The sequence below is a fragment of the Streptomyces microflavus genome (assembly GCF_014650075.1).
In the GTDB taxonomy this organism is placed as follows: domain Bacteria; phylum Actinomycetota; class Actinomycetes; order Streptomycetales; family Streptomycetaceae; genus Streptomyces; species Streptomyces microflavus.
This window is the reverse complement of sequence record NZ_BMUG01000009.1, coordinates 302,138-325,408: the sequence shown is the minus strand read 5'-3', so window position 1 is coordinate 325,408 and position 23,271 is coordinate 302,138. Positions and strand designations below refer to the sequence as shown.

Genomic DNA, 23,271 nt, shown 5'->3' with positions numbered 1-23,271 from the left:
GCGCCCGGTTTCATGCGTCCAATGCACGAAACCGCCATAATCAATCCCATGGCGCATCAACGCAGCTCACAGCCTCGGCTGTCACCGAGCAGTTACGAAGAAGACATCCGGGCCGTCCTCGCGCCACGCCTCGCGTACTTCGAGGCGGTCGCCCGCCACGAGCATGTGACCCGCGCCGCACACGAGCTCGGCGTCCCGCAGTCCACGCTCTCGCGGGCCATGGTCCGGCTCGAAGCGGACCTGGGCGTCGCCCTGTTCGCCCGCAAGGGCCGTACCGTCTCGCTCACCCCGGCCGGCCGCACCTTCCTCACCTCGGCCGAACGGGCCCTGGCCGAGGTGGAGAAGGCCGCCGACGCGGTCCGGGCGGACGCCGACCTCACGACGGGCCGGGTCTCCTTCGGCTTCCTGCACACCATGGGCTCGGAGACCGTGCCCGCCCTGATCCGCGGCTTCCGGGCCGACCATCCCAAGGTCCGCTTCCAGCTCGTCCAGAACTACGGCGAGGCGATGATCGAACGGCTGCGCGCCGGCGGCCTCGACCTCTGCCTCACCTCGCCCGTGCCCGACGCCCCCGACCTGGTCACCCGCCGGCTGGACGAACAGCGCCTGCGCCTGGTGGTCCCCGACGACCACCGCCTCGCCTCCCGCCGCCGCATCCGCCTCGCGGAGGCCGCCGACGAGACGTTCGTGACCCTGGAGCCGGGTTACGGGCTCCGCCGGATCACCGACGACCTCTGCACGGAGGCGGGCTTCACCCCGCGCGTCGCCTTCGAGGGCGAGGAGGCCGAGACCCTGCGCGGGCTGGTCGCCGCCGGGCTCGGCGTGGCCCTGCTCCCGCCGCCCGCGGTCGCCCGCCCGGGGGTGGTCGAGCTGACGGTGACGGCGCCGCGCGCGGTCCGCGAGATCGGGGTCGCCTGGCTGGACGGACACCCCGACACCCCGCCGGTCGCCGCCTTCAAGCGGTTCCTGCTCTCGCGGCGGGGGAACCTGCTGCCGGACTGAACTCCGTTGCGCGGGAACTCAGTGCCGCAGCGACCGCCCGAACCCGGCGGCCAGCGGCATCCGCAGCCCGAGCGGCGGCGGCGCGGCCAGCGCGTCCTTGACCGGCCGCGAGTAGGACCGGGCGAAGAGCGAGCCGCGGACGAAGTCGGCGGCCAGCGCCACCACTTCGGAGCGGTGCTGGCGCAGCGCGTGCCCGTCGGAGTGGACCTCGAAGCGGCAGGTGTCCCGGTTGGACTTCTTCGCCCGCTCCGCCAGCCGGTACGACAGCTCCGGGTCGGTGCGCTCGTCGTTGGTGCCGTGCACGATCAGCACCCGCCGCCCCACGAGCTGCTTCACCGGCTCCGGTTCGGCGGCGGCCCGCTCCGGCAGCCAGGGGGCCATCGCCAGCACCGACGTCACCGCCCCGTGCCCGGCCGCCCGCAACGCAGCCCGCCCGCCCATCCCGTGGCCGACCAGGCACACGGGCACGTCCCCGTACCGCCGCTGGACCTCGTCGGCCGCCCACGCGGCGTCCTCGGCCGGGTGCGCGTCGTCCGCGTTCCAGCCGCGGCAGCGGTAGCGCAGCACGTGCACCGCAAGACCGTCCCCCTCCCCGGCGCGCGCCAGCGCACGGGCGAACGGCAGCTGGATCGCGTACGACAGGGGGGAGGGGCGGCGCCGTGAGTCGGCCTCGCCGTCCGGGAGCAGCAGGACCACGCCGCTGACCTCGTATGGTGCTCCGGCCGTCGTGACGGCCCGTCCCAGCCTGGCTGCAGGCAGGGGGAGTGCGCGCTGTGCCATGACAGAACAGTCTCAGAAGAGCAGGTGTACTCCACCCGACTTTCCGGTCACTGTTGCGCATCGACAACAGGCGCTCTACGCGCGTAGGCGCTAGAGTGCCCAGATGACGAGCCAGACCCCGAATGTCCCTGATTCCGACCAGATCCGGCGCGCCCCCAAGGTGCTGCTCCACGACCACCTCGACGGCGGCCTGCGACCGGGCACGATCATCGAGCTGGCCCGCGCGCAGGGTTACGACTCCCTCCCCGAGACCGAGGCCGACAAGCTCGGCATCTGGTTCCGCGAGGCCGCCGACTCCGGTTCGCTGGAGCGCTATCTGGAGACCTTCGCCCACACCTGCGCCGTCATGCAGACCCGTGACGCGCTCTTCCGGGTGGCCGCAGAGTGCGCCGAGGACCTCGCCGAGGACGGCGTCGTCTACGCCGAGATCCGTTACGCCCCCGAGCAGCACCTGGAGGGCGGCCTGACCCTCGAAGAGGTCGTCGAGGCCGTCAACGAGGGCTTCCGCGAGGGCGAGCGCATCGCCCGCGCCAACGGCCACCGGATCCGCGTCGGCGCCCTGCTCACCGCGATGCGGCACGCGGCCCGCGCGCTGGAGATCGCCGAACTCGCCAACACCTACCGCGACCACGGTGTCGTCGGCTTCGACATCGCGGGCGCCGAGGCCGGCTTCCCTCCCACCCGCCACCTCGACGCGTTCGAGTACCTCAAGCGGGAGAACAACCACTTCACGATCCACGCGGGCGAGGCCTTCGGCCTGCCGTCGATCTGGCAGGCCCTGCAGTGGTGCGGCGCCGACCGGCTCGGCCACGGGGTGCGGATCATCGACGACATCGAGGTCGCGGAGGACGGCTCGGTCACCCTCGGCCGCCTCGCCTCCTACGTACGCGACAAGCGCATCCCGCTGGAGATGTGCCCGACGTCCAACCTCCAGACCGGTGCCGCCACCTCGTACGCGGAGCACCCGATCGGGCTGCTGCGGAAGCTGCATTTCCGCGTCACCGTGAACACGGACAACCGGCTGATGAGCGGGACGAGCATGAGCCGCGAATTCGAGCTGCTGACCGAGGCATTCGGATACACGCTCGACGACATGCAGTGGTTCACCGTCAATGCGATGAAATCAGCTTTCATTCCTTTCGATGAACGTCTCGCGATGATCAACGAGGTCGTCAAGCCCGGATATGCCGAGCTGAAGTCCGAGTGGCTTTTCCGGCAGACCGCTGTGACCAGTGGTTCTTCCGCCGCGGCGAGCTGACGTTCGAGGTTCGGAAGATGGCCGGGAATCGAAATCCCGGCCATTTTTCGCGTGTCGGGATGTTTGCGGTCGGGGCAGTGGGGTGGCTAACTTGCAGAGCCGCTCACATCCCCTTCCCCAAGGATGAATTCTTCATGAAGAAGTCTGCTGCCAAGTCTCTCGGTGTCGCCGTCCTCGGTGCCGCTTTCGCCGCTGCCGCCGCCGGCAGCGCCTCCGCCGCCCCCGCGCTGCCGCTCGACTCCGCGGCCGGCGCGCTCCCCGTCTCCACCATGGCGCTGGACACCGTCGCCAAGTCGGCCCAGAACGCGCCGGTCCAGGAGACCGTCGGCAAGATCCTCGGCGGCGACGCCACCGACGCCGCCGCCCCGGTCACCGGCCTGCTCGGCGGACTGCCCACCCAGGGCCTCACCGCCAACGGCATCCCGCTCGGCGGCTGACCGCACCACCCCGACGCGCCGCCCAGCGGCGCGCACCCGCACATGCCGGTGGGGCGCACACCCTGATCAGGGTGTGCGCCCCACTGTGCGTACGCCGAACCGCTCCCCGTGGGCCGGTCGCGTCACCAGGCCGACGCGGACGAGGCGGACTTCTCCGAGGGCAGCAGCGCCCACAGCGCCAGGTAGAGCAGGAACTGCGGGCCGGGCAGCAGGCAGGAGACGACGAATATGACGCGCATCGTGGCGGCCGAGGTGCCGAAGCGCCGTGCCAGCCCCGCACACACACCGCCGATCATGCGTCCTTCACTGGGGCGGACAAGTGCGGCCATGGTGAGCTCCTTCGCGAACCGTTGCGGTGGGGGCGGCTCTGTTCCGCTCCCGATGTCTCCATAGTGCGTCCGCGAAGGGGGACAAAGCATCGCTCTACGGGGCGATGCCGACCCTGGTAATCGTCGGGGTCGGCCCCCCAGGGGCCTCGTCCCTGAGACGGGTCTCCTGCCGGTACCGGGGCAGGTCCCGTACGCCCGGCACCCCACGGCGGCGCAGCCGCGCCCGGCACACCGGGACGACCAGCAGATGGGCCAGGACCACGCCGGTGGCGTTCAGCAGCACCGAGTCGATGTCGACCACCTGACCGGGCACCCCGGTCTGGCCCAGCTCGATGGCGAGCGAGATCAGCGCCCCGGCCGCCACCGTCCGCAGCAGCGACACCCAGGGCGAGACGAAGATCCGGCCCCCGGCCATCGGCAGCAGCACCCCGAGCGGGGCCAGCAGGAGCAGCGCCCCGCCGATCCGGCGCGTGGCCTCGACCGGCCCCAGCGCGAGGTCGGCTCTGATGGAGGCGAGCGGCTCGAAGTTGGCGGCCGTGATCCAGGGCACGTCCAGCGGGCGCAGCGTCAGCCACCCGACGAGCAGCAGATGCGCGAGGAGGAGAGTGACCCCCGCCGCGCGGAAGTGGATGACGGTCTGACCGTCCGAACCTTGACGCACGTCCACCAAGACGCCCCGACCGGCAGGATCGGTTCCGTGACTTCGCCGCAGGCCGTACGGAGACGCGCCCAGCCGTCCTCGTACGGCACCGGACCAGCCGTCCTCGTACGGCATCGCGCCCACGCCCCGTACGGCACCGGACCCGCCGTCCCCGTACGGCACCGCCGTCCGGCCGGTCAGTCCAGTTCGAGCGCGTCCGGGGTCGTCGCGTCCTGCGGCCGGGACTTCGTCTGCGAGGTGCACAGATAGCCGCGCGGCGGGTACTGCCCGGGGCCGCCCAGGACCACCGAGCCCGCCGTCACGAGCGCGTCGTTCTCCGCGTACGTGCACACCAGCTGCGCCAGCGCCTCCGCCGACAGGTCCTCGGGCTGGCTGCTCAGCCGCAGGGTGCCCGCCGGGTCATCGGGGCGGGAGGCCTCCACCCGCAGCCCCACCGGGACCGCCGTGGAGAACCCGGCCCTGCGCTCGTTCTCGGGCGGCGCCTGTTGCACCTGGTCCAGCAGGGCGCGCGCGGCCACCAGCGGGTCGGCACCGGCCCGCCCCGCGGGCACCGGCCGGTCCACGGGCACCAGCTGCGAGGCGCACACCAGGTACACCGGTGCCGCGACGCTGTCCGGGGACCGGGTCGTGACGTCCGCCGACGGCAGCTTGCACGGCACCCGCGACGGCGCGGCCCCGGCGTCCACGGGGACGGACGTCGTCCGGATCCCGCACCCCGACGCCAGCGCGGCGGCCACCAGGACGGCGCCGAGCGCGGCGACGGCGGCGCGCCGTCGAGGGGCACCCGGCAACGGCCGGAACACGCCGGTCATGACGCCCCACCGTCCTCACTGTCGTCGTCCCGCCCACTGCCGCCGTCCGTCCCGTCCTCGGTCGGCTCCGAGGCGCCGCGCGGCAGCCGCAATACGAAGACCGCCCCGCCGTCGGGAGAGTTGGCGGCCGTGATGTCACCGCCGTGGATGTGCGCGTTCTCCATGGCGATGGAGAGGCCGAGACCGCTGCCCTCCGAACGCGGCCGGGAGGCGCTGGCCTTGTAGAAGCGGTCGAAGACGTGCGGCAGCACCTCCTCGGGGATACCCGGACCGTGGTCCCGTACCTCGATGACCAGCTCCTCGCCCTCGGTCCGCACCCTGACCCCCACCGGTGAACCGCCGTGCTTGAGGGCGTTGCCGATCAGGTTGGCCAGGATCACGTCGAGCCGGCGCGGATCGAGCCGGACCATCATGCCGCGCTCCGCGTCCAGGTCCACCGCGTCCAGCCAGGCCCGCGCGTCGATGCACGCGGTGACCTGGTCGGCGACGTCGACGTCGTCCAGGACCAGACGTGCGGTGCCCGCGTCGAAGCGGGTCACCTCCATCAGGTTCTCCACCAGGTCGTTCAGCCGCCGGGTCTCGCTGACCACGAGGTGCACGGCGGGCGCGATCATCGGGTCGAGGCTGTCCGCCTCGTCCTCCAGCACCTCGGCCACCGCCGTGATCGCGGTCAGCGGGGTGCGCAGCTCGTGGGACATGTCGGCGACGAACCGCCGGCTCGACTCCTCCCGGGCGCTCATGTCCGCGACCTTCTTCTCCAGCGAGCTCGCGGTCCGGTTGAACGTACGGGAGAGGTCGGCGAGTTCGTCCGTACCGGAGACGGTGAGCCGGGTGTCGAGCTTGCCCTCGCCGAGCTTGCGGGCCGCGTCGCCGAGCCGCTGCACCGGGCGCAGCACCGTCGTCGCGGCGGCCTGGGCCAGCAGCGCCGAACCGATCAGCGCCAGGGTGGTGGCGATCCCCAGCGACCAGGCGAGCGAGTTGAGGTCCTGCCGCTCCTGGTCGAGGGACTTGAGCATGTACCCGGCCGGGCCGCCGCCGATGATCCGCGTACCGGCGACCAGGTACGGGGTGCCCGCGATGCTCGTACGCTGCCAGAACAGGTGGTACTCGTGCTCGTTGTTCGAGGTCAGCGGCTGCTTGCGGGCCACCTGCTTCTGCAGCGAGTCCGGTACGTCGGCCCGGGTGAAGGTGTCCAGGTCGGAGTAGCCGACGATCGGCTTGCCGCGCTCGCGCTCGTCCTCCAGCAGCACGCTGTAGCCGGGGCCGCCGGCCGCCATCTGCGCGGCGGCCCGCTGGAGGTCGTCCTTGGTGGGCCGCACCGGCAGCGTCGCCGCCGTGTCCTGCATCTGCCGCCGGAAGTCGTCGAGCGCGGTGTCCTGCGTACGGGTCAGCACGGCCTCGCGGTTGAGCCAGTACGCGATCCCCGAGGCGGAGACCGCGGCGGTCAGCGCCACCAGCGCGAACACCACGACGAGCCGCAGCCGCAGACTGGTCCAGCGCAGCCCCGCCCGGATCGACCGCTTGGCGCTCTCGGTCACTGAGGCGTGTCCAGCCGGTAGCCCACGCCCCGCACCGTACGGATCAGGGTCGGCGAGGACGGCACGTCCTCCACCTTGGCGCGCAGCCGCTGCACACAGGCGTCCACCAGACGTGAGTCGCCCAGGTAGTCGTGCTCCCACACCAGGCGCAGCAGCTGCTGGCGGGAGAGGGCCTGGCCGGGCCGGCGGCTCAGCTCCAGCAGGAGCCGCAGCTCGGTCGGCGTGAGCTGCAGATCCTCACCGCCCTTGGTCACGGTCATGGCGGAACGGTCGATGACCACGTTGCCGAAGGTCGCCGAGTCGGTCGACTCGCGCTCGCCGCGGCGCAGCACCGCCCGGATCCGGGCGTCCAGCACCCGGCCCTGGACGGGTTTGACCACATAGTCGTCCGCGCCGGACTCCAGTCCCACCACGACGTCGATGTCGTCGCTGCGCGCGGTCAGCAGAATGATCGGCAGCTGGTCGGTGCGCCGGATACGCCGGCACACCTCGAAACCGTCGATCCCGGGGAGCATCACATCCAGCACGACCAGGTCGGGGCGCTGCTCACGCAGCAGCTCCAGGCCGTCCTCTCCCGTCGCCGCGGTGGCCACACGGTGGCCCTGGCGTGACAACGAGAGTTCGAGGGCCGTGCGGATGGCGTCGTCGTCCTCGATCAGCAACAGGAAAGGCACGAGCGTCATTCTGGCCCATGGTGGCGCTTCAGTTCGACCTGCGGCCCCCTCCACCTGTCCGGGCACGGCCGCAACTGCCCCTGTGACAGGCCTGTGACAGTCGGAGGACAGCGCCATGAAACTGCCCCGGCAAGCTCTTGGTCAGCAGGAAACGAACGGACTCCACCGAACTCCACCGACAAGGGGGCGCGAGATGAACGCACTGCACAGCACCAGCTCAAGCGCAGTTGTGACGCGTCTCCACGATGTCGGCCGGAGCGCGGAGAAGTCCGGTGCGAGAGACGTGTCGGGCATGCGGGGGTGTGTCCGGGGCGTAGGGCGTCAGCACCCGTCGCCGGCTGCGGAGCAGATGCGCAAGCCGTACATGACGGTGGTCGACGCCACCACGGGGGAAAGCACGGGGGACAACGGGCGAGGCGTGTACGGGGAGGCCACGGGGGACCGCACCGGCCGGGCGGAGACCGAGGGCGCCGAAGCGGCGTTCACGGCCTACGTCCAGGAGCGGCGGGCCTCCCTGTACGCGACCGCCTACCACCTGACCGGCGACCGGTTCGAGGCCGAGGACCTGCTGCAGAGCGCCCTCTTCTCGACGTACCGGGCGTGGGACAGGATCAGCGACAAGGCGGCGGTCGGCGGCTATCTGCGCCGCACCATGACCAACCTGCACATCAGCGCCTGGCGCCGGCGCAAGCTGAACGAATACCCGACCGAGGAGCTCCCGGAGACGGTGGGCGACACGGACGCGATGCGCGGCACGGAGCTGCGGGCGGTGCTCTGGCAGGCGCTCGCCCGGCTGCCCGAACTCCAGCGCACGATGCTGGTCCTGCGGTACTACGAGGGCCGCACCGACCCGGAGATCGCGTCGATCCTCGACATCAGTGTCGGCACGGTGAAGTCGAGCATCTGGCGGTCCCTCCGCCGGCTGCGCGAGGACGAGGTCCTCAGCTTCGGACGTGACGAGCAGGAGTCCTTCGGCGAGCTGGTGGCCTGAGGCGACGGGGGGCCACTGCTTCGGGGGAGGCAGGGGCTGACGGGGGAGAAGCGGGGAACCCACGGGGGACATGTGGGGGAACCACGGGGGAGCAGTGAAAACGGGGTCCGAGGGGGCCCGGGGGAAACACGGGGGAAGGGCCCATCGCTTCGGGGGAGGCGCAGGCCACGGGGGAAACACAGCGGGGTCGTACGGGCCGGGGGGTCCTGTACGGCCCCGTTCGCCGTGCGGGCGTGGCGGAAAACGTACTTGTTAGTGTGAGCGGACCACGTCAAGCGTGGGCTACGAGGGAACTCATGGGGGCCAAGTGAGCAGGCAGGCAGGCGATCAGGCAGCAGGGTCCGCGGAGGGCGGGGCGTCGACCTCGATGCAGCTGAACGAGGTCCAGGGCGATCCTTCCCCGCCTCCCGTGTACGGCCCCTACGCGCCGGGACAGGGCCCGAACGGCCCCGTCCAGGGCCCCTTCGCCCCCGGATACAAGTCGCCCTTCGCGCCCGGCGGCGGCCCCTCCCTGGCCTCCACCCCCGCGCAGAAGAAGGCCGCGGCCGAGGCCATCCGCACGCGCATCAAGCCGCAGACCAAGACGGCCGGCGACCACACGGACGAGGAGACCTCGGCCGCGGTCAAGGCCCTCGGCGCCAAGGACGGCGACGGATGGATCACCTCACGCGCGCTGAAGAACGCGCACAAGACGTGGGGCGGCCAGGTGCAGGGCCTGCTGAACCGGCTCGAAGCGGACATCAACGGTCTGAGCGGCGCCCGGCTGAACCTCCAGGGGGCCGATGTGCTGAGCGGGCAGCAGTTCCGCCTGCCCTCCGCCATCGACGGCTACTGACCGTTGCGGAGCGGGAGGAGCCGCATCGGCGCGTTCATCAGGCATATCGGACAACGGGGGTAGGGGCATGCCTACATATCACGAGATCATGACCACGGACCTGGCCGTTCTGACCACCGCGGCGGACAAGTGGACAGCGATGGCGGGCGAGTTCAACAAGCGTGAGAAGGACTACGAGAAAGAGGTCCAGGGCATCACGCTGCAGCCGACCTGGATCGGCCAGAGCGCGAACGCCGCCAACGCGCAGTTCCGCGTCACGCTCAACGAGTACCGGGCGGCCCAGACCCAGGCCAAGGCGATCGCCTCGCTGCTCCGGGACGCGCACACCCAGTTCACGGAGTTCAAGACCAAGCTCCAGACGACGCGGACCGACGCGCTCAAGGCCGACATGCTGGTCTCGGACTCCGGCCGGGTCACCTTCGACATGTCGAGCCTGAGCGCGGGTTCGAAGAGCGCCTACCACCACGATCCGGACTACCAGAAGTCCGTACGCGACGCGGTCAGTTCGTGGCAGCGGGCGATCGACCGCCTGGTCGCGCAGACGACGGACGCGGACACCGGCGTCGAGATCGCGCTGAAGGCGGTCGTGAAGGACTCCGACCCCTTGGACGGAACGGTCAACGGCTTCAACGCCAAGGCCCTCGGCGACATCGAGCAGTACGAGCTGCGCAACACCGAGGAGATCGCGGAGCGGCTGCGCGACGGCAAGAAGGTCTCCGACGCCGACCTCGCCGAGATGGAACGGGCGATGCGCGACCAGGCCGGCGACAAGGCGTGGTCCCAGTCGCTGCTGAACAAGCTGGGCCCCGACGGCCTCGTCAAGCTGAGCGACGTCATGTCCGACCGTGAGCGGGACGGCGGGTCCTCCGCCGACCAGTACACGAAGCTCCTGGGCGGACTGGCCAACACGGTGGCGACAGCCACCGAGGTTCCCGGTTCGATGGCGGACGCGGGGCCCGGCTCCGCGAAGTACCAGGCCTGGCTGAACAGCCCCGACGGCGCGTTCTACAAGAAGTTCACCGAGGGCCTCAAGGAGGCCGGGGCCAAGAACTTCGACTCGAAGACCAACCCGATGTACGGCTACCGGCCGTTCGTCGAGATGATGACGCGCGCCGACGTGCCGTTCGACGACCAGTTCCTCAACCAGCTCGGCCACGACATGATCGCCGCCGAGAAGGACAACGGCACCATATTCGAGCAGTGGGGCGGCAACCACCGGGAGGGCCGGGCCGACGCGCTCGACAGCCTGCTCGGTGTGATGAGCAAGAACCCCGACGCGGCCACTTCCTTCTTCGACCCGAAGCTGGCGAACGGCCAGGGCCACCTCGACTACCTGGTGGGCCAGGGGGACGACGCGCGCGAGTGGCCGCAGCAGCACATCGTGGCCGGCAAAGCGCTCATCACCAACGACGACCCGCTCAGCCGCCACGGCCTCGGCCTCGCGCTGGAGGCCGGGGCGACCGGGCACGAGCCGGGCACGCCGCTGGGCAGCACCGGACCCCACAGCGAGGGCCAGGCCCGCGTGATGCAGGGCATCATCGCGACGCTGGACAAGGGCGCCGGGGGCGACACCGTACCGGAGGCGCTGAAGGCCCCGCTCGGCCGCGCACTGAACGACTACACGGCCGACACCCACGCCATTCTCGGCGGCTACGCCCCGAACAGCCCGGTCGGCCAGGACGACATCGCCGGCTCCGGCGACAACGCCTCCATCACCAACAGCAAGGAGAGCCTGCTGCGGGTGATGCGCGGAGTCTCCGACGGTGTGGCCGGCGAGAACGAGAAGGGTGAGCCCATACGCGTCTTCGACACCCTCTACGAGAGCCAGCGCGGGTACGCGGCCGAGTACCTGGAGACCGGCCGCCAGGTGCCCCAGTCCGCCCTGACCGAGAACGTCACCAGCTGGGACGTCAAGGCGCGTCACGTCGGTGAGGCCTTCGGCGGGATGAACGCCATCGGCACGGACATGGTGCTCGACGTCCGGGACGCCGAGGTCGGGAAGATCAACGACCAGGCCCGCTACGCGTACCACGGGTTCGGGGCCCTGGCCAACACGATCCCGCAGGTCGGCGACATCGCCCAACGCGCCGTGGACGCCGCCACCTACGAGTGGTCCAAGGACGTCATCACCGAGAAGGAGGACGTCGCACGCGCCGGCGTCAGCCGCGAGACGGCGGGCGGCATCGCGGGCACGAACAACCTCATCGACGGCTGGGCCGAGACCCGGGACGCCAAGGGCACCGACGCCGCCGAGAACGCCAAGGGCGAGGCGAAGCAGAGCTACATCACCGGCCGTGAAGAAGCGTATTCGGCGCTGCGAACCAGGAAGTGAGCACGTGAGCACAGCAGAGGCCCGTACGAGGCCGGCGTGGAAGGTCTGGGCTGTCGTGGCCGTCCTGGTCGTGGTGGTCGCAGGGCTGCTGCACGCCTGGCGCAACACCAATGTGCTGACGGCGGACCGGCTCTGCGGGGGACTTGTCTCGGCGGAGAAGGTGGACGCCATCCTTCCGGGGTCCGGGCGCCTGGACGCCGAAGGGGACGGTCTGGACGAGGACAACCTGACGGATACGGAGTGCAGGGTCGAGAAGTCGTCCGTCGTCCTCGGTTCCGGCGAGAGCGGGCTCAGTGTCCGGCTCTGGGGGGCACGGGGCTATGACCCACTGGCGTTCGATAGCGAGCCCTACCCACCGGGTGCCTCGTACTTCACCGGCGAGGTGACCGGCGGGGTCAATGCGTACAAGGCGTGGGTCATGCTGCCCGAGAAGTGCTGGACCGACCGGCCGGTGGTCGCCGAGTTCAACATCACCGAACCGGCTGCCGACCGCACCGCCTTCGCCGCCCTGGCCACCGACACCGCACGGACGATCGCGGCCCGGACCAAGTGCGGTGACCTTCCCGAGAAGCCCGGAACGCTCATCTCTCCCCGCTCCGATGCCGCGCGCCCGGTCTCCGAAGGACGGGTGTGCGGCCTGGACGGCCTGACCGTGGCGGGCCAGGTGCCGGCGGGGACCAAGGTGCTCGAAGAGGGGCAGCAGGCTCCCGCAGACCTGTGGTTCTGCAAGCTGACCCTGGACGACGAGACGACCGACTTCGTCCGTGGTGACGGCTTCATGAAGTACACCGCCACCCGGGACCCGCTGCTCATCGACGCCCTGCGGAAGTTCCCGGGTACGGAGAAGGGCCGAGCGCCGGACGGCCGGGAAGCCGAAATCGTCGACAAGGGTGTCGGGTTCATCCTGCCCTGCGCGGACGGCGGCCCTCTCTACCTGGCGGTGGAATCGGGGCAGCAGTACCTGGAGGCGAGCAAGCGCCACCCCGACCTGCCGAAGCGGGACGCGTACGGCGCCCCCTTCACGAAGGCCGCCGCCAAGACCTTCGGCTGCGCGGCCCCCACCGGCTGAGCGCGCGCGGGGCGCCCGTCCCTACTCCGGGACCGGCGCCCCCACGCTCGCCCGGCGGCACCGCCCCGCCGCCGCGGCGGCGAACCGCCCCAACGCCTCGTCCTTGCCGCACGGGTACGCCCCCAGCGCCGTCTGCCGGGCCACGATGCGCCGCTCGGCCCGCATCAGCCGCCAGCCGCGCCGCAGCAGGAACGGCACCGACTTGCGGCCCTCGCGCAGATCCCGCACCAGCCGCCGCCGGAACGTCGTGGAGGGGCGGCCGCGCAGGCACAGCGCGTCCGCCAGCAGACCCAGCTCCTGGCAGCGCCCCACGATGTCCGCCGCGAAGATGCCCTCGGCCACGAACAGCGGCGAGCGCCCGATGTGGAAGGTCTCGTGGTCCGTACGGGAGCTGGTGGCGATGTCGTACACCGGAACGTCCGTACGGCCGGACCGGCACAGCTCGGCGATGGCCGCCACCGCCGCGCCCGCGTCCCAGGACCCGGCGGAGTCCCAGTCGATGTCCGTGGAGCCGGGGACCTGGGGCAGCGTCGGGTCACCGGCCTCTTTGTAGAAGTCGTCCAGGCGCAGCACCGGCAGGCCGGTGCGGGCGGCAAGGACGGACTTGCCGGAGCCGGAGGGGCCCGCGAGCAGCACGACGCGGGTCGGGATCGGTTGGGAACTGGAACTCACAGAACAGAAGTGTGAGGCATCGACCCGCACGGGGGACCACTCGGGCCTCTTGTTGGTATCCAGCATCACACCTCAACTACTCTGCGTGTACAGACCATTACCCGACCAGGCTCGATCAGGTGGAAAACATGGCACGTCATGCACGCAAGCCCGAACGTCGCGCCCTGCTGCGCGCCGGTCTGACCGTGACCGCGCTGGGAGCGGCCCTGGGAGCCGGTGCGGGCTCCGCGCAGGCCGTCTCCCTGCCCCCGGTCGCCGAGATCCCCGAGCAGGGCGTCACGGCCGTCCAGGCGGTCACCGAGAGCGCCGGGCCCGCGGTGACCAGCGCGCTCGGGACCTCGCTCGCCAGCAGTGTCGCCCCGATCACCAACCTCCAGCTGCACCCGCTGGCCAACACGGGGGTGGATCCGCTGGACAACGCCGTGGGCACCCAGATCGCCGACTTCCAGCCGGTGACCACCGCGGTGCTCACCGACCCCCTCACCAGCGGCGGCGCGCTGGCCGACCTGCCGGTGGTGGGGCAGGTGACCCGGCTGGTCACGGGCTGACGCCTGCGGCACGCCGGAAGGGGCCGCCCCGTTCGTGGGGGCGGCCCCTTCCGGCGTACGAGGCCGGGAACGTCAGTACGACGAGCCCGAGGCCCCCAGCGCACCCGTCGGGTGCCAGACCGTCTTGGTCTCCAGGAAGGCCGTCAGCCGGTGCGTACCGGGCGCGGCCAGCCAGTCGGTGGAGGCGTCCGAGCCGTCCGCCTCGGCGGCGAGCGGCCGCAGGACCCGCTTCAGGTTGTCCGCCGCCGCGATCTCCAGCTCCTTGGCCAGCTCGGCGCCGGCGCCGGTGAGGTCGATCGCGTTGACGTCCTGGTGGGCGGCGAGCGGGGCAGCGAGCTCCGCAGTGGCGCCCGACAGGATGTTGACCACACCGCCGGGAAGGTCGGAGGTGGCCAGCACCTCGCCCAGCGAGAGCGCGGGCAGCGGGGCGTCGGCGGAGGCGATGACGACCGCCGTGTTGCCGGTCGCGATCACCGGGGCGATCACCGAGACCAGCCCGAGGAACGACGACTTCTGCGGCGCGAGCACCGTGACGACACCGGTCGGCTCGGGGGTGGAGAGGTTGAAGAACGGTCCCGCCACCGGGTTGGCCCCGCCGGAGATCTGCCCGATCTTGTCGGTCCAGCCCGCGTACCAGACCCAGCGGTCGATCGCCGCGTCGACGACGGCCGCCGCCTTGGACTTCGACAGCCCCTCGGACGCGGCGACCTCGCGGACGAACTGCTCCTTGCGGCCCTCCAGCATCTCGGCGACGCGGTAGAGGACCTGGCCGCGGTTGTACGCGGTCGCGCCCGACCAGCCGCCGAACGCCTTGCGCGCGGCCACGACCGCATCACGTGCGTCCTTGCGGGAGGACTGCGGCGCGTTGGCGAGCCACTGGCCCTTGGAGTCCGTCACCTCGTACACCCGGCCGCTCTCGGAGCGGGGGAACTTGCCCCCGACGTACAGCTTGTAGGTCTTGAAGACGCCAAGACGGTTCTGCTCAGACATCGAGGTACGCCTCCAGGCCGTGGCGGCCGCCCTCGCGGCCGTAGCCCGACTCCTTGTAGCCGCCGAAGGGCGACGTCGGGTCGAACTTGTTGAACGTGTTGGCCCAGACGACGCCCGCGCGGAGCTTGTTCGCCACGGCGAGGATCCGGGAGCCCTTCTCCGTCCAGATGCCGGCGGAGAGGCCGTACTGGCTGTTGTTGGCCTTGGCCACCGCCTCGTCCGGGGTGCGGAACGAGAGGACGGAGAGCACCGGGCCGAAGATCTCGTCACGGGCGACCGTGTGGGCCTGGGTGACGTTGGTGAAGAGGGTCGGCGCGAACCAGTAACCCGACGAAGGCAGTTCGCAGGGGGCGCTCCAGCGCTCCGCGCCCTCCGCCTCGCCGGTCTCCACCAGGGCGGTGATCCGGGAGAGCTGCTCGGCGGAGTTGATCGCGCCGATGTCGGTGTTCTTGTCCAGCGGGTCGCCGAGCCGCAGGGTCGAGAGCCGGCGCTTGAGCGCGTCCAGCACCTCGTCCTGGACCGACTCCTGGACCAGCAGCCGGGAGCCCGCGCAGCAGACCTGGCCCTGGTTGAAGAAGATCCCGGTGACGATGCCCTCGACGGCCTGGTCGATCGGGGCGTCGTCGAAGACGATGTTGGCGCCCTTGCCGCCCAGCTCCAGCGTGACCTTCTTGTCCGTGCCCGCGACGGAGCGCGCGATGGCCTTGCCGACGGCGGTCGAACCGGTGAAGGCGACCTTGTTGACGTCCGGGTGCGTGACGAGGGCCTCGCCGGCGTCCCCGTACCCGGTGAGAATGTTGACGACGCCCTTGGGGAGCCCGGCCTGGCGGCAGATGTCCGCGAAGAACAGAGCGCTCAGCGGGGTCGTCTCGGCGGGCTTCAGGACCACCGTGTTGCCCGTGGCGAGCGCCGGGGCGATCTTCCACGCGAGCATCAGCAGCGGGAAGTTCCACGGGATGACCTGGCCCGCCACACCCAGCGGCCGGGGGTTGCTCCCGTACCCCGCGTGGTCCAGCTTGTCGGCCCAGCCCGCGTAGTAGAAGAAGTGCGCCGCGACCAGCGGGAGGTCCGCGTCGCGGGTCTCCTTGATCGGCTTGCCGTTGTCGAGGGTCTCCAGGACGGCCAGCTCACGGCTGCGCTCCTGGATGATGCGCGCGATCCGGAACAGGTACTTGGCGCGCTCGGAGCCGGGCAGTGCCGACCACTTCTCGAACGCCTTCCGCGCGGCCTTCACGGCCCGGTCCACGTCCGCCGCGCCCGCCCGCGCGACCTCGGAGAGGACCTCCTCGGTGCTCGGCGAGACGGTCTTGAAGACCTTGCCGTCGGCGGCCTCGGTGAACTCACCGTCGATGAACAGCCCGTACGAGGGGGCGATGTCGACGACGGAGCGGGACTCCGGCGCCGGTGCGTACTCGAATGCAGATGCCATGGCGTATCAGTCCACCGTCACGTAATCGGGGCCGGAGTAACGGCCGGTGCTGAGCTTCTGGCGCTGCATCAGCAGGTCGTTGAGGAGGCTGGAGGCGCCGAACCGGAACCAGTGGTTGTCCAGCCAGTCCTCGCCCGCCGTCTCGTTCACCAGCACCAGGAACTTGACCGCGTCCTTGGTGGTGCGGATGCCGCCGGCCGGCTTCACACCGATCTGTACGCCGGTCTGCGCCCGGAAGTCGCGCACGGCCTCCAGCATCAGCAGGGTGTTGGCGGGGGTGGCGTTGGTGGCCACCTTGCCGGTCGAGGTCTTGATGAAGTCCGCGCCCGCCAGCATCCCGAGCCAGGAGGCCCGGCGGATGTTGTCGTACGTGGACAGCTCACCGGTCTCGAAGATCACCTTGAGGCGGGCGGTGCCGCACTCGGCCTTCACGGCGAGGATCTCCTCGTAGACCTTCATGAACCGGCCGGAGAGGAAGGCCCCCCGGTCGATCACCATGTCGATCTCGTCGGCCCCCGCGGCCACGGCGTCACGGACGTCCGCGAGCTTGATGTCCAGCGCGGCGCGGCCGGCCGGGAAGGCGGTCGCCACGGACGCCACCTTCACACCGGAACCGGCGAGCGCGGCCGCGGCGGTGGCCGCCATGTCGGGGTAGACGCAGACCGCGGCGGTACGCGGGGTCGTGCGGTCGGTCGGGTCGGGGTGGACGGCCTTGGCGGCGAGAGCCCGGACCTTGCCCGGGGTGTCCGCGCCTTCCAGCGTCGTCAGGTCGATCATCGAGATGGCGAGATCGATGGCGTACGCCTTGGCCGTCGTCTTGATCGAACGGGTTCCGAGGGAGGCGGCGCGCGCTTCGAGGCCGACGGCGTCGACGCCGGGCAGCCCGAACAGGAAGCGGCGCAGCGCACTGTCGGACGCCGTCGCGTCGGAGAATGCGGGAGCAGTGGTGGGCATGGTCACCAGGGGAGCATATCTACGCGCGTAGCGACCTGTACAGGGGGAGCGCCCAACCGTGCGCACCGCCACACGTTCCGCCACTTCCTCTCCGGCGCGGGACGGCCGGGCCCGGGTGGCCGGAGGCCCGTCCTCCGGGTCCGTCAGGCAGAATCGGCCCCATGACGAGCCCCACACCCCCCGCAGAGCCGCAGTACGCCGACCGGACCTACCGCTCGACAGCCGCGCTGGTCTGCGGGGTGCTGCTCCTGGCGCTGATCGCCGTGATGGCCGGGGACGCCCTGATCCAGGGCGAGGGACAGGCCCCTTGGTTCGCCCTGGCCGCCCTGCTCACCGCGGTGCCGCTGATCGTGGCGTTCACCCTGCGGCCCGCCGTCTTCGTGAACGACGAGCGGATCCGCATCCGTAACCCGTTCCGCACGATCCGGCTGCCGTGGACCGAGGTCGCCGACGTCCGGGCCGGCTACTCCTCCGAGCTGATCGCCACCGGCGGCACCAAGTACCAGCTCTGGGCGGTGCCCGTCTCGCTGCGCGACCGCAAGCGCGCCTCGCGTGTGGCGGGCCGTGCTCCGCACAAGGACGCCTACGGCCGGTTCTCGCCCGGCGCGGCCGCCGACGCCCACCGGCACACCGTCCCGCCCGTCGCGGCCGCCGACCAGACGATCGTGGAGCTGCGGGGGCTCGCCGAGAAGGCGGGCGACCCGGCCGGTGGGACCACCACGGGCTCGGTGCGCTGGGCGTACGAGGTGATCGCCCCGGCCGCCGCGGGGGTCGTGCTGTTCGTGGTGCTGGCGGCGATCGGCTGAGGGCAGCGGCCCGCACACAACGGAGGACCGGCTCCCGCTCTTCGGGGGCTGGTCCTCCGTTGTGTGTACGTACGTCTCAGATCCCGGCGGCCGCCGCCAGGTCCCGCTTGATCCCGGCGAGCAGCTCCGCGCCCCGCGCCCGTGCGGCGGGCAGCCCGGCGGCGTCCGCGACCGGGACCACCACCTCCAGGTAGCACTTCAGCTTCGGCTCGGTGCCGCTCGGGCGGACGATCACCCGGGCGCCCTCCAGGTGGTAGCGCAGCCCGTCGGTGGGCGGCAGCTTGTCCGTGCCCTGCGACAGGTCCTCGGCCGAGGTGACGGCGAGGCCGGCCAGCGCGGTCGGCGGCTGCTCGCGGAGCCGGGCCATGGCGTCCGCGATGACCGACAGGTCCTCCACCCGCACCGACAGCTGGTCGGTGGCGTGCAGCCCGTGGGCGAGCGCCAGATCGTCCAGCAGGTCCAGCAGCGTACGGCCCTGCTCCTTCAGTACGGAGGCGAGCTCGGCGACGAGCAGGGCGGCGGTGATGCCGTCCTTGTCGCGGACGCCCTCGGGGTCGACGCAGTAGCCGAGCGCCTCCTCGTAGCCGTACCGCAGTCCGTCCACCCGGGCGATCCACTTGAAGCCCGTCAGGGTCTCCTCGTAGCCGAGGCCCGCCTTCTCGGCGATCCGGCCGAGCAGCGAAGACGACACGATCGACTCGGCGAACACGCCGGAGGCGCCCCGCTCCACCAGGTGCGCGGCGAGCAGTGCGCCGACCTCGTCGCCCCGCAGCATCCGCCAGCCGCCCTCGGTGGCGGTGTCGGGCACGGCGACGGCGCAGCGGTCCGCGTCCGGGTCGTTGGCGATGATCAGGTCCGGGGCCGACCGGCGCGCGGTGGCGAAGGCGAGATCCATCGCGCCGGGCTCCTCCGGATTGGGGAAGGCCACGGTGGGGAACGCGGGGTCCGGCTCGGCCTGCTCGGCGACGAGCACCGGCGCGGGGAACCCGGCCCGGTCGAACGCCGCGGTCAGCACGGAGGTGCCGACGCCGTGCATCGCGGTGTAGACGATGCGTGCCGTACGGGGGCTCCTGGCGTCCAGGACCGCGTCCGTACGGGCGAGATAGGCGTCCAGGACCTCCTCGCCGAGGGCCTGCCAGCCGTCCTCCGGGCGGGCCACGCCGTCCAGCGGGCCGACCGCGGCGATGGCGGCCGCGATCTCGCCGTCGGCCGGGGGCACGATCTGCGAGCCGTCGCCGAGGTAGACCTTGTAGCCGTTGTCGCGGGGCGGGTTGTGGCTGGCGGTGACCTCGACGCCGGCGACGGCGCCCAGGTGCCTTATGGCGTACGCCAGTACGGGGGTGGGGAGCGGGCGGGGGAGGACGGCGGCGCGGAGTCCGGCGCCGGTCATCACGGCCGCGGTGTCGCGCGCGAAGTCCTCCGACTTGTAGCGGGCGTCGTAGCCGATGACGACGAGCCCGCCCTCCTCGCCCTGCGCCTTGAGGTAGGCGGCGAGGCCCGCCGCCGCCCGGACCACCACGGACCGGTTCATCCGCATGGGCCCGGCCCCCAGCTCGCCGCGCAGCCCGGCGGTGCCGAACTGGAGCGTGCCCGCGAAACGGGCGGCGAGCTCCTGGGTGTCGCCCGCCTCGATGAGGGCGCCCAGCTCGTCGCGCGTCTCGGGGTCGGGGTCCTCGGCCAGCCAGGTCCTGGCCTGCGCGATGAGGTCGTGCTGCACGGGGTCCGCCTTTCGGGGTGCGGGGGCTTTCGGGGGTGGTGCGGGTGCGGGGGCCGGCGGGGCGGGGGTGAGGTGGGGTGGGCGCTGCGCGGGCTGTTCCCCTCCCCGCCCCTTCCCGAAACCGGGGCTCCGCCCCGGACCCCGGTCCTCGAACGCCGGACGGGCTGGGAGGTGGCCCCGGTCCTCAAACGCCGGACAGGCTGAAAATGGGCGGGTCCTAGATGCGGTCCAGCACCTGGGCCAGCAGGGCGCCCATCCGCGTCGCCGAGTCGCGGCCGGCCTGGAGGACTTCCTCGTGGTTCAGGGGCTCGCCGGAGAGGCCCGCGGCCAGGTTGGTGACCAGGGAGAGGCCGAGCACCTCGGCGCCCGCCTCGCGGGCCGCGATGGCCTCCAGGACCGTGGACATGCCCACCAGGTCGCCGCCCATGACCCGGACCATGTTGATCTCGGCCGGGGTCTCGTAGTGCGGGCCGGGGAACTGGACGTACACGCCCTCTTCGAGCGTGTCGTCGATCTCCTTGCACAGCGCGCGCAGGCGCGGCGAGTACAGGTCGGTCAGGTCGACGAAGTTGGCGCCCACGATCGGGGAGGTCGCCGTGAGGTTGATGTGGTCGCTGATCAGCACCGGCTGCCCGGGGCGCATGCCCTCGCGCAGGCCGCCGCAGCCGTTGGTCAGGACGACCGTCTTGCAGCCCGCGGCCACCGCCGTACGGACTCCGTGGGCGACGGCGGCGACGCCGCGGCCCTCGTAGTAGTGCGTGCGGCCGAGGAAGACCAGCGCGCGCTTGTCACCGATCTTGTACGAGCGGATGGTGCCGCCGTGGCCCTCGACCGCGGGCGCCGGGAAGCCGGGGAGCTCGGTGACGGGGAACTCGGCCTCCGGGGCGCCGAGTGCTTCGCCCGCGGGGGCCCAGCCGGAGCCCATGACCAGGGCGACGTCGTGGGTCTCGGCGCCGGTCAGCTCGCGCAGGCGGGCGGCGGCCCCGGCAGCGGCTGCGTACGGGTCGCCCTGGATGTTGTCCGGAATAACTGATGCGTTCACGCGGAAGAGCGTAACCGCTGAATGCCTACGCGCGTAGATGACCTTGCGCAAAGAGTCGGCGGGTGGCTTTGTGGCTTCGCACGAAGAGGCCCCCGGAGCCCCGCTCAGCAGGGGCGCTTGCGCAGGCCCATCACATAGTCGTGCGGGGCGCCCGCGGACTCGGCCGCGTCCGCGATCTCGCCCAGGTAGCGCGCCGAGGGCAGCCCGCCCTCGTACCCGTTCAGCACATACATCCAGGCCGGCTCCTCGCCGTCCAGGGTGTGCACACGGACGCGCATGCGCCGGTAGATGTCGAGCCCGACGCCCTCCCAGCGGTCCATGGAGTCCTCGTCCATCGGCGCCAGGTCGTACAGCGCGACGAAGACCTGGGAGCGCGGCGCCTCCACCACGGTGGCCAGCGCTCCCTCCCAGCCCATCTGCTCCCCGCCGAAGGTCAGCCGCCAGCCGTTGAGCCAGCCGGTGCTGCGCATCGGGGAATGCGGGGCGCGGCGGGTCATGAGCCGCGCGTCGAGGTTGCCGGCGTACGCGGCGTAGAGCGACATGGGACCGAGGGTACGGGAGGTGGTCGCGGGAGTGCCGGTTCCTGTGACGAAGGCCCCGGTCGGGGGAGTTCCGGGCGCGGCCCCGGAGGGCTGCGCGGGCGGCCCGTTCCCGTATGGAGGGCCCCGGGGCGAATGTGCTTGGCGCGTGCGGGACAATGGAGTACGTACTGCATTCCCCCGGGGCGATCCCCCGGACCCCCGGCCGGGGCGGCAGACGGCCGTGGGATGACACCACGCGAGGCGGACTTTTCGTGACCCGGATCGTGATCATCGGCGGCGGCCCCGGCGGCTACGAGGCGGCTCTTGTGGGCGCCCAGCTCGGCGCGGAGGTGACCGTCGTCGACTGCGACGGCCTCGGCGGAGCCTCGGTACTCACCGACTGCGTGCCATCGAAGACCCTGATCGCGACGGCCGAGGTGATGACGACCTTCGACTCCTCGTACGAGGAGCTGGGGATCATCGTCGCCGACGACACGCCGCACAAGGAGCACGCCGCCCGGGTGGTCGGCGTGGACCTCGGCAAGGTCAACCGACGGGTCAAGCGCCTGGCGCTCGCCCAGTCCCACGACATCACCGCCTCCGTCACCCGGGCCGGCGCCCGCGTGATGCGCGGCCGCGGCCGGCTCGACGGGCTCCAGGCGGCCGACGGCTCCCGCCAGGTCGTCGTCACCGCCGCAGACGGCACCGAGGAGCGGCTCAGCGCCGACGCGGTGCTGATAGCGACCGGCGGCCACCCCCGCGAGATCCCGGACGCGCAGCCGGACGGCGAGCGCATCCTGAACTGGACCCAGGTCTACGACCTCGACGAGCTCCCCGAAGAGCTCATCGTGGTCGGTTCGGGTGTCACCGGCGCCGAGTTCGCCGGGGCCTACCAGGCGCTCGGCTCCCGCGTCACCCTCGTCTCCTCCCGCGACCGGGTGCTGCCGGGCGAGGACCCGGACGCCGCCGCCGTGCTGGAGGACGTGTTCCGGCGCCGCGGCATGAACGTCATGGCCCGCTCCCGCGCCGAGTCCGCCAAACGGGTCGGAGACCGGGTCGAGGTGACGCTGGCCGACGGCCGGGTCATCACCGGCTCGCACTGCCTGATGGCGGTCGGCGCGATCCCCAACACCGCGGGCATGGGCCTGGAGGAGGCCGGCGTACGGCTGAAGGACTCCGGCCACATCCTGACCGACCGGGTCTCGCGCACCAGCGCCCCCGGCGTCTACGCGGCCGGTGACGTCACCGGGATCTTCGCGCTGGCCTCGGTCGCCGCGATGCAGGGCCGGATCGCGATGTACCACTTCCTCGGCGACGCGGTCGCCCCGCTGAACCTCAAGGCGGTCTCGGCCAACGTCTTCACCGACCCGGAGATCGCCACCGTCGGCTACAGCCAGGCCGACGTCGACGCGGGCAAGATCGAGGCCCGGGTGGTGAAGCTGCCGCTGCTGCGCAACCCGCGCGCCAAGATGCAGGGCATCCGCGACGGCTTCGTCAAGATCTTCTGCCGTCCCGGTACGGGGATCGTCGTCGGCGGCTGTGTCGTCGCACCGCGCGCCAGCGAGCTGATCCACCCGATCTCGCTCGCGGTCGACAACAACCTGACCGTGGAGCAGATCGCAAACGCATTCACCGTGTACCCGTCCCTGTCCGGATCGATCGCAGAAGTGGCCCGGCAGCTCCACACCCGCAAGCTCATGGACGAGGGCTGACAGCAGGTCAGGGACTGGGCGAAGCCTTTGGGTCGCCGGGGAATCCAGACATTCCCCGGCAACCCCCGTCACTCCGGACGGGGGTTGCGACCGCCCGGCGATCACACCCGGACAACAACGAAAGCCCCTATACCACTTGGGGCGCTGCCGGATGTACAACTT

General features: G+C 71.6%; 23 protein-coding genes. 10 read left to right on the top strand and 13 right to left on the bottom strand.

Annotation, left to right across the window (positions count from 1 at the left end; all coding sequences use genetic code 11):
- The first annotated feature begins 48 nt into the window (after positions 1–48).
- The gene (locus IE264_RS26665; RefSeq protein ID WP_031125663.1) at positions 49–1,002 is read left to right on the top strand and encodes a LysR family transcriptional regulator; all 954 of its coding nucleotides are present in this window, start codon (positions 49–51) and stop codon (positions 1,000–1,002) included.
- A gap of 18 nt (positions 1,003–1,020) precedes the next feature.
- Here the strand turns inward: IE264_RS26665 and IE264_RS26660 are convergent, their stop codons facing one another.
- On the bottom strand, positions 1,021–1,782 hold the full coding sequence (locus IE264_RS26660; RefSeq protein WP_078618743.1) for a dienelactone hydrolase family protein: 762 nt from the start codon (positions 1,780–1,782) through the stop codon (positions 1,021–1,023).
- A 103-nt stretch (positions 1,783–1,885) separates the two neighbouring features.
- Here IE264_RS26660 and IE264_RS26655 point away from each other — a divergent pair, with 103 nt between their 5' ends.
- Both IE264_RS26655 and IE264_RS26650 read left to right on the top strand, forming a co-directional pair.
- Positions 1,886–3,040, top strand: coding sequence for an adenosine deaminase (locus tag IE264_RS26655; protein WP_015610921.1), 1,155 nt, complete (start codon positions 1,886–1,888; stop codon positions 3,038–3,040).
- A gap of 134 nt (positions 3,041–3,174) precedes the next feature.
- Positions 3,175–3,477, top strand: a complete 303-nt coding sequence (locus IE264_RS26650; RefSeq protein ID WP_015610922.1) for a hypothetical protein — start codon at positions 3,175–3,177, stop codon at positions 3,475–3,477.
- Between the two features lie 122 nt (positions 3,478–3,599).
- Here the strand turns inward: IE264_RS26650 and IE264_RS26645 are convergent, their stop codons facing one another.
- From IE264_RS26645 to afsQ1, 5 genes are all read right to left on the bottom strand, one after another.
- On the bottom strand, positions 3,600–3,806 hold the full coding sequence (locus IE264_RS26645) for a PspC domain-containing protein (protein WP_015610923.1): 207 nt from the start codon (positions 3,804–3,806) through the stop codon (positions 3,600–3,602).
- A gap of 94 nt (positions 3,807–3,900) precedes the next feature.
- The gene (locus tag IE264_RS26640) at positions 3,901–4,473 is read right to left on the bottom strand and encodes a VanZ family protein (RefSeq protein WP_032759896.1); all 573 of its coding nucleotides are present in this window, start codon (positions 4,471–4,473) and stop codon (positions 3,901–3,903) included.
- Between the two features lie 170 nt (positions 4,474–4,643).
- Positions 4,644–5,279 carry a hypothetical protein gene (locus tag IE264_RS26635; protein WP_051822021.1) on the bottom strand — a complete coding sequence of 212 codons (636 nt, stop codon included), beginning with the start codon at positions 5,277–5,279 and terminating at the stop codon, positions 4,644–4,646.
- Complete coding sequence (locus IE264_RS26630) at positions 5,276–6,817, bottom strand: ATP-binding protein (RefSeq protein ID WP_032759857.1); 1,542 nt, start codon at positions 6,815–6,817, stop codon at positions 5,276–5,278. The genes IE264_RS26635 and IE264_RS26630 overlap by 4 nt, the downstream gene beginning before the upstream one ends.
- Positions 6,814–7,491: a two-component system response regulator AfsQ1 gene (gene afsQ1, locus IE264_RS26625; protein WP_176145506.1), complete on the bottom strand. Its 678-nt coding sequence runs from the start codon at positions 7,489–7,491 to the stop codon at positions 6,814–6,816. Before afsQ1 ends, IE264_RS26630 begins: the two co-directional genes overlap by 4 nt.
- Positions 7,492–7,684: 193 nt before the next feature.
- Here afsQ1 and IE264_RS26620 point away from each other — a divergent pair, with 193 nt between their 5' ends.
- The 4 genes from IE264_RS26620 (at position 7,685) to IE264_RS26605 (ending at position 12,718) form a co-directional block, all read left to right on the top strand.
- On the top strand, positions 7,685–8,482 hold the full coding sequence (locus IE264_RS26620) for a SigE family RNA polymerase sigma factor (RefSeq protein ID WP_015610928.1): 798 nt from the start codon (positions 7,685–7,687) through the stop codon (positions 8,480–8,482).
- 367 nt (positions 8,483–8,849) lie between these two features.
- Positions 8,850–9,317: a hypothetical protein gene (locus tag IE264_RS26615; RefSeq protein ID WP_032759855.1), complete on the top strand. Its 468-nt coding sequence runs from the start codon at positions 8,850–8,852 to the stop codon at positions 9,315–9,317.
- A gap of 67 nt (positions 9,318–9,384) precedes the next feature.
- Positions 9,385–11,649, top strand: coding sequence for a WXG100 family type VII secretion target (locus tag IE264_RS26610; protein ID WP_032759853.1), 2,265 nt, complete (start codon positions 9,385–9,387; stop codon positions 11,647–11,649).
- A 4-nt stretch (positions 11,650–11,653) separates the two neighbouring features.
- On the top strand, positions 11,654–12,718 hold the full coding sequence (locus tag IE264_RS26605) for a hypothetical protein (RefSeq protein WP_229887768.1): 1,065 nt from the start codon (positions 11,654–11,656) through the stop codon (positions 12,716–12,718).
- Between the two features lie 21 nt (positions 12,719–12,739).
- Here IE264_RS26605 and IE264_RS26600 read toward each other — a convergent pair whose 3' ends face one another.
- The gene (locus IE264_RS26600; protein ID WP_015610932.1) at positions 12,740–13,456 is read right to left on the bottom strand and encodes a uridine kinase family protein; all 717 of its coding nucleotides are present in this window, start codon (positions 13,454–13,456) and stop codon (positions 12,740–12,742) included.
- A 62-nt stretch (positions 13,457–13,518) separates the two neighbouring features.
- Between IE264_RS26600 and IE264_RS26595 the strand changes: the two genes are divergently transcribed.
- Positions 13,519–13,938 (top strand): hypothetical protein, encoded by a 420-nt coding sequence (locus IE264_RS26595; protein ID WP_031125653.1) that lies wholly within the window; start codon positions 13,519–13,521, stop codon positions 13,936–13,938.
- Positions 13,939–14,010: 72 nt separating this feature from the next.
- On the opposite strand, the gene IE264_RS26590 is transcribed toward IE264_RS26595, so the two are convergent.
- From IE264_RS26590 to deoC, 3 genes are read right to left on the bottom strand one after another with little or no spacing between them, the layout of a single operon-like run.
- Positions 14,011–14,928 (bottom strand): aldehyde dehydrogenase family protein, encoded by a 918-nt coding sequence (locus IE264_RS26590; protein ID WP_032759849.1) that lies wholly within the window; start codon positions 14,926–14,928, stop codon positions 14,011–14,013.
- Positions 14,921–16,357: an aldehyde dehydrogenase family protein gene (locus IE264_RS26585; protein ID WP_032759847.1), complete on the bottom strand. Its 1,437-nt coding sequence runs from the start codon at positions 16,355–16,357 to the stop codon at positions 14,921–14,923. Before IE264_RS26585 ends, IE264_RS26590 begins: the two co-directional genes overlap by 8 nt.
- A 6-nt stretch (positions 16,358–16,363) precedes the next feature.
- Positions 16,364–17,311, bottom strand: a complete 948-nt coding sequence (gene deoC, locus IE264_RS26580; RefSeq protein ID WP_043973235.1) for a deoxyribose-phosphate aldolase — start codon at positions 17,309–17,311, stop codon at positions 16,364–16,366.
- A 161-nt stretch (positions 17,312–17,472) separates the two neighbouring features.
- Between deoC and IE264_RS26575 the strand changes: the two genes are divergently transcribed.
- Positions 17,473–18,117, top strand: a complete 645-nt coding sequence (locus IE264_RS26575) for a PH domain-containing protein (RefSeq protein WP_032759845.1) — start codon at positions 17,473–17,475, stop codon at positions 18,115–18,117.
- Positions 18,118–18,193: 76 nt separating this feature from the next.
- On the opposite strand, the gene IE264_RS26570 is transcribed toward IE264_RS26575, so the two are convergent.
- The 3 genes from IE264_RS26570 to IE264_RS26560 all read right to left on the bottom strand — a co-directional run bounded on the left by IE264_RS26570 (position 18,194) and on the right by IE264_RS26560 (position 21,418).
- Positions 18,194–19,834, bottom strand: coding sequence for a phospho-sugar mutase (locus IE264_RS26570; RefSeq protein ID WP_032759844.1), 1,641 nt, complete (start codon positions 19,832–19,834; stop codon positions 18,194–18,196).
- Between the two features lie 217 nt (positions 19,835–20,051).
- Positions 20,052–20,876 (bottom strand): purine-nucleoside phosphorylase, encoded by an 825-nt coding sequence (locus IE264_RS26565; RefSeq protein WP_032761064.1) that lies wholly within the window; start codon positions 20,874–20,876, stop codon positions 20,052–20,054.
- Between the two features lie 104 nt (positions 20,877–20,980).
- Positions 20,981–21,418 carry a gamma-glutamylcyclotransferase family protein gene (locus tag IE264_RS26560; protein WP_015610940.1) on the bottom strand — a complete coding sequence of 146 codons (438 nt, stop codon included), beginning with the start codon at positions 21,416–21,418 and terminating at the stop codon, positions 20,981–20,983.
- Positions 21,419–21,669: 251 nt separating this feature from the next.
- Here IE264_RS26560 and IE264_RS26555 point away from each other — a divergent pair, with 251 nt between their 5' ends.
- Positions 21,670–23,109: an NAD(P)H-quinone dehydrogenase gene (locus IE264_RS26555; protein ID WP_015610941.1), complete on the top strand. Its 1,440-nt coding sequence runs from the start codon at positions 21,670–21,672 to the stop codon at positions 23,107–23,109.
- The last annotated feature ends 162 nt before the right edge of the window (positions 23,110–23,271 follow it).